Below are 14,708 nucleotides of genomic sequence, written 5' to 3'. Positions count from 1 at the left end.
AAGGCATGTTCCTGAATACAAAGAGTATTACGCGAAAAAGTTCAATGAAGTACCAAAGCATCAATACAAAAGAGCCCTCGTCTTAACTGCAAGAAAATTAGTGCGTTTGGTGGATGCGCTACTACGCAAAAACCAAATTTACACGCCACAAAGGAGCGTCAATACATGAAGTATAATTAGCTTCTAATCCTTTGAGTAATTTCCAGTATTTTACACATGTTTACTGGAGTCGGTTTAGGGTTGCCTTTTTTAAGCAAATTGTACCTTGATAACTAAAAAACTATTTAATTTTTACTTGACATACTACCGCAGGTCTTCAGCCTTTTCTTTAGAATAATTCATTAAGCTGAGAAATTCCTGTTAGTAACATTAAAATTTGCTGAGATTGCATGTAGAGATGAAGTTTTAGACAATGGGAAAAGTGACAACAAACGTAGCACCTTCCCCAACCTTACTTTGTACCGTAATTTCGCCTTGATGCTCTTTTACAATGGCAGCAGCTATAGATAAACCAAGCCCCGTCCCGCCAGTATCTCTGCTTCTCGCTTTATCCACACGATAAAACCGATCAAAAATGCGTGCTTGTTCTGCCTCTGAGATACCTGAACCATAGTCACGAACTTGAATAAGCACCTGTCTATGTTCCATTTCTATACCTATCTCAACCTTATCTTCACTATATTTCAACGCATTATCAATCAAGATATAAAATACTTGCTCCAATTGATCCCTGTTTCCTGTTAGCACCACTTCATCACTTACATCCTTCTTAAAAGTAATTTCCCTCTTATATGCTGTTTGGAAAGTAGTTACTGTCTCTTCTAATAACGCAACTATATGCACTTGTTCCTTAGCTGCAAGATGTTTGTTTTTTGCTAATGCTAGCATTTGTTCAACTAGCTTTCCCATTCGATCAGCTTCAGAATCGATTGCCTCCATCGATTCTTGAACGAGCTGTTGATTGTCCGTTCCCCTTCTTTTCACTAACTGTGCATAGCTTTTCACAATGGAAATAGGTGTTTTTAGCTCATGAGAAGCATCCGATACAAATGTCTCCTGTTTCTCAAAGTTATCTTTTAAATGGTCAATCATTGCATTAAATGTTTTTCCCATTTCATACAATTCATCTTTGGAGCGATTTTGAACATCAATCTTCTTCCAAGTAGCTTCTTGCATGTTCTCCCGCATCGTTTGAATTAAAGATTTAATCGGATTTAATAAAAATCGACTGAGTACATTCCCACCGATCATGATAGGCACTAACATGAAGACCGTTGCAATTAAAAGAACCGTAAATAACGTCCGCATCGTACTATGCAAATGCGTTAACTGCGTGGAAACCTGAAGTGTTACTACTTCCCCTGCACGTTCCCCAGCTCCCCAAATAATTGGTTTGGAGATAACAGCAATATCAGGCTCACTCCCTTGCTTCACGATAGCCTGTGACTCATTGGAGCTAAAGTCAAGTGGAATATCATATTGTACTGATTGTTGAGCAGAAATAAATATAGTTCCATCTTGATCGACTACCCGAATCATTCCTTCAGCCGGTGCAAACGAGCGAAATAATTCGTTAGAAATGACATCTGGCTGTTCTTTCATGGCTATTACTAATTGCTCCGTCTGATCAGCTAAATTTTGTAAGTCAGCCTCTGCAGAAACTTTATAAAACAACATATAAATAGCAGTGTTTATAATCAGAGTAAGAATAAGCATAAAAATGCCTGTGAATAGTTGAATCTTTGTTTTTAATGTCATGTTTCCATATCCTTTATCGTATAGCCAACTCCGCGAACGGTTTGAATATAAGCTTGGTCAAAGCCTTTATCTATTTTTTGCCGTAAATAGCGAATATAAACATCGACGACATTCGTATCTCCATAGTAATCAAAGCCCCAAACTTGTTCGATCAGCTGCTCACGCGTTAGGACAATATTTTTATTCTTTAATAAGCAGACTAATAAATCAAACTCGCGTGGTGTTAATTCAATTTGTTTCTCTGCCCGAGTGACTTCTCTGCTCTTAACATGTACAAGTAAATCTCCAACTCCAACCTGTTCATCCTCCGTTTGTTTTTTTATCGGATTTCGTAAATGTACACGAATTCTTGCTAATAGTTCTTCAATTTGAAAAGGTTTCGTAATATAGTCATTTGCCCCCAAATCTAGACCACTCACTTTATCATGTACTTGATCGCGAGCCGTTAACAAAAGAATTGGTGTTGTTTGGTCAAATTTCCTCACTCTACGCAATACTTCTAACCCACTCCATTCTGGAAGCATAATATCCAACAACACTAAATCCCACTTCTGCTGTTCCATCTTTGCTAACGCTTCTTTTCCATCAAATACCGCTTCTGTTTTGTAATTTTCATATTCTAATTCCAATTGCAACACTCTACTTAATTTCTGTTCATCTTCTACAATTAATATACGTGGTTGTTCCATTTCTCCACCTGCTTTGTATGATTTCTATCTACATTTAAAAAGTGTACGCAATGCATCCCACAGAATAATTTGAATGATTGATGTCTCTTTTAACATATCAAATCTTTACCAATCTGTCTGTTTCTATTCTAATTTAGCATACACACAAGTATTACGTAAGTTTATGCCATCCACACTTTTTTCATCATGGTAATGAATTCCTTCTAATGAGAAACCTAGCTTTTCAGGAATTGCCCGACTACGCTCGTTTTTTTCATCACAACGTATTTCCACTCGATTTGCACCTAATTCTTCAAAAGCAAATGTCGTTAAAGCTTTCACCGCCTCTGAAATAATTCCCTTCCCTTGATGCCTAGTGTCAACCCAATAGCCAATTTCAAATTTAGGAATGCTCCAATCTATTCGATGTAACCCCGTACAACCTAAAAACACTTTCGAATGTTTATCGAAAATATGAAAACGTAAATCTTCTCGTTGTAAAAATTGAATTTGTGCTTCCCGTACATTTACCTCGGTTTCTTCTAATGTTTGCTCTTTTTGAGCAAAAGGAAGCCATTGCTTTAATTCTCGCCTGCTATATTGAACGGCTTCATAAACAGCTTTTCCATCTCCTGGAAGAGGCAAACGAAGAAGTAGTCTCTCTGTATGAATTTCATGCGGAAATTCCTTTAATAGTGGGTTACTCATTTTCCATCTTCCTTCCAAAGTTCATTTTTTTCTATTATACTTAGTTATAGCAGAATATTCAAAAGACTTTTTTCTTGCACGAAATGTTTAGAAAAACTTGGCTATCACCAAAGATAATTACCGTAGCTTTTCATACTATAAACCTTTAAAAACTTTTACTTTCCTATCATGCAAATAAAACATGAACGAAAATACATAAAAAAGCGCGTGGACTAAGAATCCTTAAATCACGACAATTCTTCTTTTTGTGTCATTGTAATCGGCATAAAACACGAATCAAATGAAGACAATTACGAGGAGGTATCATGATGCTGGCATTAGATCATATCGTTATTGGTGCAAAGAATCCCGAACAAGCAGCAAAGGATTTTTCTAGCAAATATCATGTAGAAATCGTTCCAGGAGGAGAGCATAAAAATTGGGGGACACATAATTACTTAGCTTATTTTGCCAATGATTGCTACATAGAATGGCTTGGCGTTTTTGATAAAAAATTAGCTGAAAAAGCGAATAACCCGTTAATCGTACAACTTGTCCATGAGCTAGAACAAGATAAAGAAGGAGTGGTCCAAATCGCATTCAGAACGAATGACATGGAAGATTTCCACGCCTATTTTCAACAAGCATCTATTCCTGCAATTGGGCCTATACCAGGAAAGCGAGAGAAACCGGATGGCACACCTTTAGCTTGGAAAATGTTATTCCCTCAAGCAGATGATCCAATGCCCTTTCTTATTGAATGGGAAAAAGGATATGAGAAATCACATCCTACTTCTTTTATAAACGAACAAACTATTGAACAGGTAAACATAAATTTAACGAATCAGCTTCTTTCTATGTACTATAAACTTCCCGCCAAATCGAAATTATCATTAGCCAATACAACATTATATATAGAAGAATCGCACAGCACGTGGTCTTTTACGTTACATTAACTCGTATTGCACGGGCTTGAGAGGGTATCATAAAACGGTTTGTATGAAAAAGCTTCTCTGCAACTACTTTCCCCTGCTAAGGTCGGATTCTTTCACGTAGAAAAGAGGCTTATCGCCTGTAGCAATAGCCTCTTTTTCTATTGTATGGGAAATTATATAATTAGAATAGCCACGTCTAGCTTCAGCGCACAGAACTAGGACACCTCACCTCATTGCCCTAAGCGAAGTCATCTTCGGTTCATGACTAAGGGAAGGCTGTCTAAGAACGGGCTTGCTTCTCATCGTCGGCATATCCATGTATCGTAGCAGGGCTCCTTACCTTTCGTTGCTACTTTCCATTCGCTACGTTGCTAAATCGGTGCCTACGCCTTTGGTATTAGCCTAATTGTTGCTCAAGAAATTCTCTAACTGATTCCGGCGTTTTCGTATAGGCGCTATGCTGATGAGCCTTTTTCTCGCCATTTTGAAAAATAAGGATGCTTGGAATGCCCATCACATCGTATTTTTGTGCAATACCTTCCACTTCATCACTGTTTATTTCATACCATGCATATTGATTAAATTCGTCCATAATATCACCAATAAACATGTCCAATCGTTTACAGTCTGGACACCAATCGGCATAAAATTTAATAATGACCGGCTTGTCACTTTTAATTGTTTCTTGAAAAGCTGCTTCCGTTGTTAAACGTTCCATTCTTTTATCCCCCTTCCGTAACTAATGTTCATTGTAGCGACTCTTCGGTTATTTGTCTTATAATCTGCTTATCTGCTTACACATACTCGACTCTTCCTAATACATAAGCGGCAGTAAGACCTGCTGCAAAAGCAACAATACTAAGCAAACCTAAATTTATTGATGCAGGCCAACCTGGAAATACGACAAAAATGGAACCAATTACCATACCAATGATAATAGCATATGTAGCGATCGTATATCTTTTGAAAAAGTAATTGACCATTTTACTCATAAAAACTAGTCCTATTAAAATCCCAATACCAGTAACAGCCAACACGTCGAGTTTAATTTCCACAATCGCATTATTAATAGTCGGATACACACCAATAATCAACAGTATAAACGAGCCACTAATACCGGGCAAAATCATAGCAGCGCTAGCAATAAATCCAGATCCAAAAAGCAATAAATAAGTGGACATATTCATGTTGGTAATCTCTTCTAGCTCCCCTTCATTTAAAAACATCATCGAACCTACGAGCACTAAACCAATTATTAGCAACAAGATATGGTTTCCTTTAAATGTTTCTTTAGCATTTGCTTTATAAAACAAGTAAGGCAGTATACCAATAATTAGCCCTAAAAAGAAGAACTGTGTCGGTCCGGCGTAATGTTTAAACAACCAATTAATCGCATGGCTTAATGTCAATATTGAAATGGCAACACCCATTCCTAGTGGAACTAAAAACCCTAATTGTTGTTTCCAATTCTTACTTAAAAATCCATTAATTGCTGCAATGAGTCGATCATAAATACCTAATAAAACAGCAATGGTCCCCCCACTTACGCCTGGGATGACATCACTGGCTCCCATTATCATACCTCGGTAAATATTCTTCCATTCCATACTGTTAATCACCTTTCCATAGTTCAACAATTTTTTCTACTAAACTCGCAAGTGCAAGCAAAAAGTATATATAAACCTTTTCGTATTACAATCTACTTCCCATTTATCCAGTAAAAATTTATTCGTTTTGCCTATTGCATTACTAGTTTATTTTTTTAATTACTTATTCATGCAAACACGGATAAAATAATCATATCAAATAACGGTTGTATTTTATAGATAAAGTTTGTAAAATATTTGTATAAGCTACTTTGTATAACAAGGTAGCTTATCTATAAAACAGCTAGCATGTTATACAAGGTAGGTTGAGATTTATGTCTTTGCGTAGTCAAATGTTAAAAGGAATATTAGAAGGTTGTATTTTATCAATTATTCACCAACAGCCTACATATGGGTATGAAATTTCCGTTATATTACAAGAATATGGTCTGGAAAACATTAGTGAAGGTTCTATTTATCCTATTCTGTTGCGATTACAAAAGGAAAAATTAATTATCGGAGAAATGAGGAAATCAGAATCTGGGCCAAAAAGAAAATATTACCAATTAACTGAAGACGGAAACGAAGCGCTAAAGGAATTTTATTTACAATGGGAGGCAATCAAAAATCCCGTTGACAACATTGTCCACCAAGGAGGTTAAGACGTATGAATGCAAAAGAACTAATTGAATTAAATAACGAAAAACGTACGCATTTAAATGAAGCAAATTTGGCTTATTATGAAAACATGCTCATTTATATCCGTTCAGCTAGTAGCAAAGAGCAAAATGATTCCGTAAGGGCTCATTGCAAGAACATACGGCTACGATGTAGACCAACAGTCATAGACCTAGAAGGTGTTCCAGATCAGGAAGGCTAGAAAGCATACGACCGTTTAACTAGGAAACGAACAGTTTATACACCTGGTATCCAGCCGTCGAAAAGGCACTTGGAATGAGTAATTCCTAGCTGAAAAGTCCGAACACCAAAGTCATTCGCTTGCCAATCGAAATGGCTCAGTTATCCGTTTGGAGTATTCAGAAATGTCTCAAGCAGATAAAAACCGGTTCACCCAGTTCATCTTTGACCATTTTGGACAGGAAGATGACAAAACATACTTCATCAAGACCGGTACATTCTAGTCAAAATTTCATTTTACAAATGCCAAGTGCAGCGAGCCCCGCGAGATGGGCGAATACTTTCAAGTGATTAATAATTTCGCCATGCTAGTCGGTGGTGCGTAAATACATTGAAGACACAGAAGGAAATCCGACAATTTATAACCGCATGCCATTGCGGGCGAAATTCCGTACGTTTGTGAATAGCGATACAAATGAGCTTATCGGTGTTGTCCCCTACTGACTTCGATTGTGATGAAACGTGCGTGGAAATTCGAACTATGAGATTCGATTCGAACAATTAATATTCGTTATCTTCATTATCTCTTCGATAGACCACGTTTCTTGGTACGAAGCTAACATTATCGCTGCAGACTTTAGATTAAGTTTGATTCGACGTTGTTGACCATTAAATCTACAGTCATTTCAAGTTTTATTGAGTTAATTATTTTTTAGGGTTCTTGAAAGCCAAATAAACCAATTAGACTTAATAAACCAAAGTATATTAACAGTAAGGAATTCAATAAGATTAAAATCTTCCGTGTAGTTCCTTTTAAACTTAAACAAGCGCTTATTACTCCTAACAAGCTCATTAAAAGGGGTGTAAACATATTTATTTCATATAAGCGCTCAAAAAAAGCTAACTTCCAATCTAAAAAAAGATAGATTGTCATAAAGAATGAAAATGCAAAAAGGGTGATTGATAGACCAGTGAACATCTTTTTCAATTTGTCAACACCACTATTTCAGTTGAGTTTTTTTGATTTGATAAAAATCAATATACTAATTACAGTATATGTCACTAGCGTTGCATAAAAATAATTCTCGAAGTTAGGAAGGGAAATATCCCATAGATTCTTTACAATAGACATAACCATTTTTCTTATAATAATTAATAGATTCATCATTTGGCCACACAATAACAAACTCATAGTTATTTTCTTTCGTCCAATTATTTATTGTTTTGAGCATTTTACTTCCAACACCCTTATTTCGATAATCTGGAATTGTAAATACATTCGTCATATAAGCAAACGGATGGGTTACTCGACCTGGACGTGGTACTTTTTGTATTAATTCTACGTAAATATGTGAAATAACTTTTTCATTCTCCTCAGCAACCCAAATAAACCATTGACTACTATTCATTGCATTTTCTAAAAAAATTTGACACTCCTTTTCAAAGCTATAATACGATGCGTTCCTCTTACTTTCATCGTATTCGATTGTAAAATCCCACCTCATTTTTATTAGTTGCTTTATATCTTTTTTTTCAGCAAATCTTATATCCACCCTTCCATCCTCTCCTTCATCCTCTTGTGTTTATAATTCTAATTATTATAACATCAGTTTATCATAAAGATATTTTTGTTTAATAAAAAATAATTTTTTTAACCCTGTTTATCATGCTATAGCACCATTCGATCAAACTTTCGAGTAATTATTTTCATTCACGCGAGGGGTTTTTTCCTAAATCGGAAGGTAATTAAAAAAGAGCTCTCACAACAACTGTGAGAACCCCTGACTTTAAAAGTTTTTCGCAGTGATTCACTTGCTGTAGTATCATTACATCCTGCAAGTAAACTAAACGCAATTAGAAAAATAGATATAAAAATAATGCCTTCTCGTTTCATTTTATATGCTCCTTTGCATGCTCTAGTTGTTTTATTTTTCTACCATTTCATCATTTTTGTATGAGCACATTATCCTACCACATTATAACGCAAATTTCTTTTCTATGTTTGATTTTTTGTAATTAGGGAATGGTTAATCTATGAGTGATAATAGCAAACCAACTATTTTACTCAAAAAATCCATAAGATACATTTATAGAAAGGATTTTTACATGCGAAAAACGCAATATCAACCAACTAAAAATAAGCAGCTAACAGATGCGCAAGAAATTCATTACAGCAAAGACTTCAAACAAGCTGATATCGCTGGTGGGTATCGTCAGACGCGCGTAAAAGAAGCAAAGTACAATAATCCCGAACTAAAAGATTAAGCTTTTTATCACGTTCCCCAGTTTGTTCAAAAATTATTTGAACAAACTGGGGATTTTTTGAAACAAATTTGTCACTTCTATCGTACGTACTATTAACTAAATAAATTGGAGGTTACATAATGTCTTCAGCTGCAATGGAATTAGTCAATTTAAAAAAGACAATTGGCAAAAAAGAAATTATTAAAGGCTTATCCTTTTCCATTCCAAAAGGGGAAGTATTTGGCTTCATCGGGCCAAATGGAGCTGGTAAAACGACCACAATCCGCATGATGGTTGGATTAATGAGTATTACAGAGGGCGACGTCCTCATCCAAGGAAACAGCATAAAATCCAATTTTAAAGATGCCGTACGAGAAGTCGGTGCCATCGTTGAAAATCCGGAAATGTACCCGTTTTTAACTGGTTGGCAAAACTTAAAACACTATGCTCGGATGATGCCAGGCGTAACAAAAGAACGGATACATGAAGTAGTCAAATTCATCGGTCTTGAAAAAGCAATTAATGAAAAGGTCGGTAGATATTCTTTAGGAATGCGCCAACGACTGGGAATAGCGCAAGCGCTTTTACATAATCCGTCCGTACTCATTTTGGATGAGCCAACAAACGGATTAGATCCAGCCGGCATCAGAGAAATACGAGATCATATACGTAAACTTGCCCAAGAAGAGAACGTGGCAATTATTATCTCTAGTCACTTGCTTTCTGAGATTGAACAAATGTGTGATCGTATCGGTGTCATTAAAAACGGAGAAATCATCAAAATTCAAAACGTCGGTGAGGAAACAGACAATGAAGAAGTCATTCATCATATTGAGGTTACACCAATGGATAAGGCGATGAAAATTTTAAATGAAAATTTCCAACTGGAATCCATCGAGCTTGATGGTAATTTATCTTTCCGCTGTAAAAAAGAGCAAGTTCCAGAAGTTGTTAAAAGCTTAGTAGAAAATGATTGTGACATTTATCAAGTCAATGTTGCAAAAGGCACGCTAGAAGATCAATTCTTTGAACTGATTGGAGAGAATACGATTGAGTAGAATGTTAAAACTAATTCAAAATGAACAAGGGAAAATTTTTATTCGTAAATCAACTTGGATCATGTATATTATTTTAGCCGTTCTTATATTAGGTTCAGCTCTATTAACCAATAGTTTAGATGGGCTAAAAAGCGAGTATGACGAAGACAATTGGCGTGAAGAGTTAAAGCAAGAAAATGCACAATTACAGAAAGAAACGGAAGAATATGAAGATTTTGAGGAATACAATAATTCTGTCATTGCTAAAAATAATTATTACTTAGAAAATGATATCCAGCCCGCCCCATATACAGCTTGGACATTTGTTGATGAAAATATATCCTTGCTATCGATTGTCAGTTTATTAACGATTATCATTGCCGCAGGGATTGTTGCTAACGAATTTCGTTGGGGCACGATTAAATTATTATTAATTCGTCCAATTAGCAGAAGTGGTATCCTATTATCCAAATATATTACCGTCTTACTATTCGCCCTTTATACAGCCCTATTCGCACTCGTACTCATGTGGATTTTTGGAGCAATCTTCTTTGGAATTGGCGACTGGAACCCTTCTATTGTGGTGGAAGGAGAAGATGGTTTTAAAACCATATCACTAATAGCTAATATATTTACTAGCTTTGGTTTCAAACTTGTGAACTTGGTTATGATGGCTACGTTTGCGTTTATGATCTCTGCTGTCTTCCGTAATAGTTCATTGGCAATAGGTGTTGCTATCTTCCTTATGATGGGGGCAAGCTCCATTGTCTCTTTCTTTGCTGATAAAGAATGGGCAAAATATATTTTGTTCGCGCACACGGACTTAAGCCAATATATGGATGGAAACTTCCTCATGCTTGAAGATAATACAATGGGCTTCTCTATAGCAGTATTAGTCGTATACTATGCCATTTTCATGTTACTGTCATGGATTGTTTTCACAAAGCGCGACGTTGCTGGTCAATAACTCCTATTAGAATGTATGTAGATGTTTGAATCAAGTGGATGATCCCATATCAACAAGATATGGGGTCATTTTTAGGAAATACTGCTTACTATCTCTGCTTCCATAGTTAAAGCGTTCCTCTTACAGCACCTTATATCTTACTAGGCTTTTCGTTTTGATGACGATGACACGCCGTCGTTTTGCTTATACGATAACCCTAAAAACGATATACTTCCCATAGTACGAAATAAACGCATCCACTTTAAATGGAAATTGGACACGCTTCTGCATGATATATTAGGTTCATTTTTCAATTTCACATGCTACAATGTACATATAAAGTGAATCTTCAATCAGGAATGATTTTCTTTCATCCCCCACTGATTGTTTATAAATTTGATTTAGCGTCAAATGGTTATGGAAAAGCTGCCATCTTACCTATTCCATGAAGATTAGAAATTTATACTTTTCCATAGGATAAGGTAGGTTGAAGTTTGTAATTGAGGTGTTGTTCGTGAAACGTTACTTAACAGTTTTTTTTGTTGGTTTAAGTGCAGTTATCTTAGTAGTTGGATTAAGAATAAATACCCAATGGAGTGGTGTTGTTTCCTGGGGGCTTACTTTTGTCTTCCTTATTTGTGCTGCTTATTTTACTAAATACATTCCTGACGATGATGAAGAAAGTAACGAATAAATTCTATTGCTTACTGACAAACCTTTTTAGATAATCGAAAAGCAGACATTTTTAACCAAGATGTCTGCTTCTTTTACAGGTTTATCGTTTAAAAACCATCAAGCATCGCCCTTCAAGTCACCGTCTTCTATGAAACATACAAAAGTATAAAGTAAGGTGCTTGTGAGACTAACGAAATAACTGAAGACTTACGTCCGGCACCATCCCTTAGCAACTAAGTGTCTTCACTTCATTGCTCTACGATAAGTCATCATCGGTTTATTACCTCCCCATAATTCCTTTATCTCTAAGTTAATTCGTGCATTCGCTATACTACTAAACGGATGCTCTGCGTCTTTCATCTAAAATAAGTAGCACAACTTTTTTGCAGCCTTAAAAAGAATATTTTTCCTTTATTGCTTCTGGTGCCATTTTGACCATCCATTGCAATAAAAATATAGCAATGGACACATCATCAATAATTCCGAATGCTAGGATAAAGTCAGGGATGATATCAAATGGAAAAATAAAATATCCTAAGATCAGCAATACAAAGAAAATTTTTTTAGTCAAACTTACCTCTTTCGACGCAAAAAAATCCTTAAAGAAAGGAATGGACCGGTGAAATGTAAATAAAAAACGAACGCGCTTCCATAATTTTTGCATGTTCTTAATCTCCTCGTCTCCTATTTAAGCATTACAACTTCAGCTGATTCGTCGTTGTTATGGAGAATAAAATAGGTAGCTGAAGTTACAAAAGAATAATGTAAATGCGATAAATATTTCATTACTCATGATAACATACACTTTTTTTAACATACCTTAAAATATCAAATCTCCTACGACCAGCTTTACATGGTTCTATAGTGTAAAAAAAACACCGAAAAATCCTCCTTTTTCGGTGTTTTTGCAGTATTACATATATCTGTTTCACAAAACAGTCGTGTTCAAACATTTATTTATTTTCTTCTTGCTGCTTTTTCACGTTCATTTTTATTAAGAATCTTTTTCCGTAGTCGAATGGATTCAGGCGTTACTTCACAATACTCATCTTCATTTAAATATTGCAAGGCTTCTTCCAATGACATATTACGTGATTTACGAATCGTCGCAGTTTGATCTTTCGTCGCAGAACGGACATTGGTTAAATGCTTTTCTTTTGTAATATTTACAGTTAAATCATTGTCACGATTGTGTTCCCCTACAATCATACCTGCATATACTTCTGTTCCAGGTGTGACGAAAATAACACCCCGATCTTCTAACTGCATAATCCCATAAGTGGAGGCTTTTCCATTTTCTAAAGCAACAAGAACACCTTCTCTTCTTCCACCTACTTGCCCTTTAATAACAGGCTCATAACCTTCAAACGTATGGTTCAAAATACCATAACCACGTGTTTGTGACATAAACTCCGTCGCATAGCCCAACAGTCCACGAGAAGGCACTTTAAATTCCAAGCGCACTTGTCCATTTCCTTGGTTTGCCATATCAAGCATTTCGCCTTTTCTAGAACCAAGTGACTCCATAATTGGACCTGTATATTCTTCAGGCACATCCACTTGTACACGTTCAACCGGTTCACATTGCACGCCATCTACTTCTTTAATAATTACTTTTGGTTTAGATAGCTGCAGTTCAAAACCTTCACGGCGCATATTCTCGATTAAAATAGACAAATGCAGTTCCCCACGTCCCGATACAGTCCATGCATCTGGGGTATCCGTTGGATCAACACGCAGACTTACATCCGTTTCTAATTGTTTTAACAAGCGTTCTTCGATTTTTCTTGCAGTAACGTATTTCCCTTCTTTGCCAGCAAATGGACTATTGTTTACAAGAAACGTCATTTGCAAGGTTGGTTCGTCAATGCGCAACCATGGCAAACTTTCTGGATGATCTTGCGGGCAAACCGTTTCTCCTACATTAATATCTTCTAGCCCAGCAACTGCTACAACGTCTCCGGATAAGGCTTCTTGAATCTCAATCCGTTTTAAGCCGATAAATCCAAACAATTTCGTAATTCGAAACGATTTTTGCGTGCCATCTTTTTTCAGAATTACAACTTGTTGACCAACTTTTATCGTTCCTCGTACAACTCTACCAATTCCTATTCTACCTACATAGTCATTGTAATCAAGCAATGTAATTTGGAATTGTAATGGCTCATCACGATTATCAATTGGTGCGGGAATATGGTCGAGTATCGTTTCAAAAACCGGATCCATTGTTTCTTCCTGCTCATCAGCTTCATACCCTGAGGTACCATTTAACGCGGAAGCATAGACAACCGGGAACTCAAGCTGCTCATCATCTGCTCCTAATTCAATGAATAAATCTAATACTTCGTCTACTACTTCCGTTGGTCTCGCATTTGGACGGTCAATTTTATTTAACACAACCATCGGGGTCAACTTCTGTTCCAGTGCTTTCTTTAGTACAAAGCGTGTTTGTGGCATCGTTCCTTCATAAGCATCAACCACTAATGCTACCCCGTCCACCATTTTCATAATCCGTTCTACTTCACCACCAAAATCAGCGTGACCTGGCGTATCCAAAATATTAATTGCCGTATCTTTATATTTAATGGCTGTATTTTTAGCCAGTATCGTTATTCCTCGTTCTCGTTCAATGTCTCCAGAATCCATCGCTCGTTCATCCACATGCTCATTATCTCGGAAAGTACCAGAATACTTTAATAACTGGTCTACTAACGTCGTTTTACCATGATCCACATGAGCTATGATCGCTATGTTACGAATATCTTCTCTTAATTGCATACGTACGCTCCTCTATTTTGTAGGAATAATTAATGCTTTTGTCATAGTGTAACACTCAAAAAGTAAGAAAAGAAGAATATGAGGATTCATATTGTATTAGAAAAGCTTGGCTATCGCCAAGTCTTTCTAGCGATAAACGCCATCGTTTTGCTTATACTAGAAAGCCGAACATGTTTTGTTTATGCTTTAAGCGGCAATAAGAACAACTTGCATTTGTAATATTTTCCCGAAACTTTTTGAGCTTTCACTTACCATATGACGGCGCCTTTCTTCATGCATATATTCTTGAATCATACTATATTTCGCACATATCAGAAAAACTATTCAATTATATCATAAATTCTTATGTAAAGTAAAATTCGAGGTATGTGTAGAGTTTGAAGAAAAATAATTTTACGCGTGGAATGACTCTATTAATACATTTTAAAATCATACATTTATGAATAACGAAAATGAAAAAGAAAATTGTATAAAAACCTTAAGTGCTTAGCAATTAGGAACAGAAATTCAGAAGCATTGCCTAATTACGGCGCCAT

At 36.1% G+C, this 14,708-nt stretch carries 16 protein-coding genes and 1 pseudogene; 9 read left to right on the top strand and 8 right to left on the bottom strand.

Annotation, left to right across the window (positions count from 1 at the left end; all coding sequences use genetic code 11):
• Positions 1-169, top strand: a pseudogene (locus BUB45_RS19540) (IS110 family transposase); the annotation flags it as partial.
• A 236-nt stretch (positions 170-405) separates the two neighbouring features.
• On the opposite strand, the gene BUB45_RS08225 reads toward BUB45_RS19540, so the two are convergent.
• The 3 genes from BUB45_RS08225 to BUB45_RS08215 all read right to left on the bottom strand — a co-directional run bounded on the left by BUB45_RS08225 (position 406) and on the right by BUB45_RS08215 (position 3,134).
• Positions 406-1,758, bottom strand: coding sequence for a HAMP domain-containing histidine kinase (locus BUB45_RS08225; protein WP_073007171.1), 1,353 nt, complete (start codon positions 1,756-1,758; stop codon positions 406-408).
• The gene (locus tag BUB45_RS08220) at positions 1,755-2,447 is read right to left on the bottom strand and encodes a response regulator transcription factor (RefSeq protein WP_073007168.1); all 693 of its coding nucleotides are present in this window, start codon (positions 2,445-2,447) and stop codon (positions 1,755-1,757) included. Before BUB45_RS08220 ends, BUB45_RS08225 begins: the two co-directional genes overlap by 4 nt.
• Before the next feature lie 123 nt (positions 2,448-2,570).
• Complete coding sequence (locus BUB45_RS08215; protein WP_073007165.1) at positions 2,571-3,134, bottom strand: GNAT family N-acetyltransferase; 564 nt, start codon at positions 3,132-3,134, stop codon at positions 2,571-2,573.
• 308 nt (positions 3,135-3,442) lie between these two features.
• Here BUB45_RS08215 and BUB45_RS08210 point away from each other — a divergent pair, with 308 nt between their 5' ends.
• Positions 3,443-4,069 (top strand): VOC family protein, encoded by a 627-nt coding sequence (locus BUB45_RS08210; protein WP_073007155.1) that lies wholly within the window; start codon positions 3,443-3,445, stop codon positions 4,067-4,069.
• Positions 4,070-4,445: 376 nt separating this feature from the next.
• Here BUB45_RS08210 and BUB45_RS08205 read toward each other — a convergent pair whose 3' ends face one another.
• Both BUB45_RS08205 and BUB45_RS08200 read right to left on the bottom strand, forming a co-directional pair.
• Positions 4,446-4,766, bottom strand: a complete 321-nt coding sequence (locus BUB45_RS08205) for a thioredoxin family protein (protein ID WP_073007153.1) — start codon at positions 4,764-4,766, stop codon at positions 4,446-4,448.
• A gap of 76 nt (positions 4,767-4,842) precedes the next feature.
• Positions 4,843-5,655, bottom strand: coding sequence for a DUF368 domain-containing protein (locus BUB45_RS08200; protein WP_073007151.1), 813 nt, complete (start codon positions 5,653-5,655; stop codon positions 4,843-4,845).
• A 314-nt stretch (positions 5,656-5,969) separates the two neighbouring features.
• On the opposite strand from BUB45_RS08200, the gene BUB45_RS08195 reads away from it, so the two are divergent.
• Both BUB45_RS08195 and BUB45_RS08190 read left to right on the top strand, forming a co-directional pair.
• Positions 5,970-6,296: a PadR family transcriptional regulator gene (locus BUB45_RS08195; protein WP_073007150.1), complete on the top strand. Its 327-nt coding sequence runs from the start codon at positions 5,970-5,972 to the stop codon at positions 6,294-6,296.
• Between the two features lie 5 nt (positions 6,297-6,301).
• On the top strand, positions 6,302-6,514 hold the full coding sequence (locus BUB45_RS08190; RefSeq protein WP_073007148.1) for a hypothetical protein: 213 nt from the start codon (positions 6,302-6,304) through the stop codon (positions 6,512-6,514).
• A gap of 1,069 nt (positions 6,515-7,583) precedes the next feature.
• Here the strand turns inward: BUB45_RS08190 and BUB45_RS08185 are convergent.
• Positions 7,584-8,045, bottom strand: coding sequence for a GNAT family N-acetyltransferase (locus BUB45_RS08185; RefSeq protein ID WP_073007146.1), 462 nt, complete (start codon positions 8,043-8,045; stop codon positions 7,584-7,586).
• 553 nt (positions 8,046-8,598) lie between these two features.
• On the opposite strand from BUB45_RS08185, the gene BUB45_RS08175 reads away from it, so the two are divergent.
• From BUB45_RS08175 to BUB45_RS08160, 5 genes are all read left to right on the top strand, one after another.
• Positions 8,599-8,757, top strand: a complete 159-nt coding sequence (locus BUB45_RS08175; RefSeq protein ID WP_073007232.1) for a YfhE family protein — start codon at positions 8,599-8,601, stop codon at positions 8,755-8,757.
• Between the two features lie 119 nt (positions 8,758-8,876).
• Entirely contained in the window at positions 8,877-9,794 is a 918-nt protein-coding gene (locus BUB45_RS08170) for an ABC transporter ATP-binding protein (protein ID WP_073007142.1), read from the top strand.
• A gap of 1 nt (position 9,795) precedes the next feature.
• On the top strand, positions 9,796-10,740 hold the full coding sequence (locus BUB45_RS08165) for an ABC transporter permease (RefSeq protein WP_342068347.1): 945 nt from the start codon (positions 9,796-9,798) through the stop codon (positions 10,738-10,740).
• Between the two features lie 299 nt (positions 10,741-11,039).
• Positions 11,040-11,168 (top strand): hypothetical protein, encoded by a 129-nt coding sequence (locus BUB45_RS20605; protein ID WP_280157376.1) that lies wholly within the window; start codon positions 11,040-11,042, stop codon positions 11,166-11,168.
• 38 nt (positions 11,169-11,206) lie between these two features.
• Positions 11,207-11,413: a hypothetical protein gene (locus BUB45_RS08160; RefSeq protein ID WP_237342691.1), complete on the top strand. Its 207-nt coding sequence runs from the start codon at positions 11,207-11,209 to the stop codon at positions 11,411-11,413.
• A gap of 372 nt (positions 11,414-11,785) precedes the next feature.
• Here BUB45_RS08160 and BUB45_RS08155 read toward each other — a convergent pair whose 3' ends face one another.
• Both BUB45_RS08155 and typA read right to left on the bottom strand, forming a co-directional pair.
• Positions 11,786-12,058, bottom strand: coding sequence for a YkvA family protein (locus tag BUB45_RS08155; protein WP_073007139.1), 273 nt, complete (start codon positions 12,056-12,058; stop codon positions 11,786-11,788).
• 293 nt (positions 12,059-12,351) lie between these two features.
• Positions 12,352-14,172 (bottom strand): translational GTPase TypA, encoded by a 1,821-nt coding sequence (typA, locus tag BUB45_RS08150; protein ID WP_073007137.1) that lies wholly within the window; start codon positions 14,170-14,172, stop codon positions 12,352-12,354.
• Positions 14,173-14,708 lie beyond the last annotated feature (536 nt).

The sequence above is a fragment of the Virgibacillus chiguensis genome (assembly GCF_900129865.1).
In the GTDB taxonomy this organism is placed as follows: domain Bacteria; phylum Bacillota; class Bacilli; order Bacillales; family Amphibacillaceae; genus Virgibacillus; species Virgibacillus chiguensis.
The sequence above is the reverse complement of the archived record's forward strand: the minus strand, read 5'-3'. Positions and strand labels throughout refer to the sequence as shown.

What these genes read in the sequence shown, in the direction of transcription:
- BUB45_RS08225 (WP_073007171.1), bottom strand. Translation starts at nt 1,758, where the DNA reads ATGACATTAAAAACAAAGATTCAACTATTCACAGGCATTTTTATGCTT.
- BUB45_RS08220 (WP_073007168.1), bottom strand. Translation starts at nt 2,447, where the DNA reads ATGGAACAACCACGTATATTAATTGTAGAAGATGAACAGAAATTAAGT.
- BUB45_RS08215 (WP_073007165.1), bottom strand. Translation starts at nt 3,134, where the DNA reads ATGAGTAACCCACTATTAAAGGAATTTCCGCATGAAATTCATACAGAG.
- BUB45_RS08210 (WP_073007155.1), top strand. Translation starts at nt 3,443, where the DNA reads ATGCTGGCATTAGATCATATCGTTATTGGTGCAAAGAATCCCGAACAA.
- BUB45_RS08205 (WP_073007153.1), bottom strand. Translation starts at nt 4,766, where the DNA reads ATGGAACGTTTAACAACGGAAGCAGCTTTTCAAGAAACAATTAAAAGT.
- BUB45_RS08200 (WP_073007151.1), bottom strand. Translation starts at nt 5,655, where the DNA reads ATGGAATGGAAGAATATTTACCGAGGTATGATAATGGGAGCCAGTGAT.
- BUB45_RS08195 (WP_073007150.1), top strand. Translation starts at nt 5,970, where the DNA reads ATGTCTTTGCGTAGTCAAATGTTAAAAGGAATATTAGAAGGTTGTATT.
- BUB45_RS08190 (WP_073007148.1), top strand. Translation starts at nt 6,302, where the DNA reads ATGAATGCAAAAGAACTAATTGAATTAAATAACGAAAAACGTACGCAT.
- BUB45_RS08175 (WP_073007232.1), top strand. Translation starts at nt 8,599, where the DNA reads ATGCGAAAAACGCAATATCAACCAACTAAAAATAAGCAGCTAACAGAT.
- BUB45_RS08170 (WP_073007142.1), top strand. Translation starts at nt 8,877, where the DNA reads ATGTCTTCAGCTGCAATGGAATTAGTCAATTTAAAAAAGACAATTGGC.
- BUB45_RS08165 (WP_342068347.1), top strand. Translation starts at nt 9,796, where the DNA reads ATGTTAAAACTAATTCAAAATGAACAAGGGAAAATTTTTATTCGTAAA.
- BUB45_RS20605 (WP_280157376.1), top strand. Translation starts at nt 11,040, where the DNA reads ATGCTACAATGTACATATAAAGTGAATCTTCAATCAGGAATGATTTTC.
- BUB45_RS08155 (WP_073007139.1), bottom strand. Translation starts at nt 12,058, where the DNA reads ATGCAAAAATTATGGAAGCGCGTTCGTTTTTTATTTACATTTCACCGG.
- typA (WP_073007137.1), bottom strand. Translation starts at nt 14,172, where the DNA reads ATGCAATTAAGAGAAGATATTCGTAACATAGCGATCATAGCTCATGTG.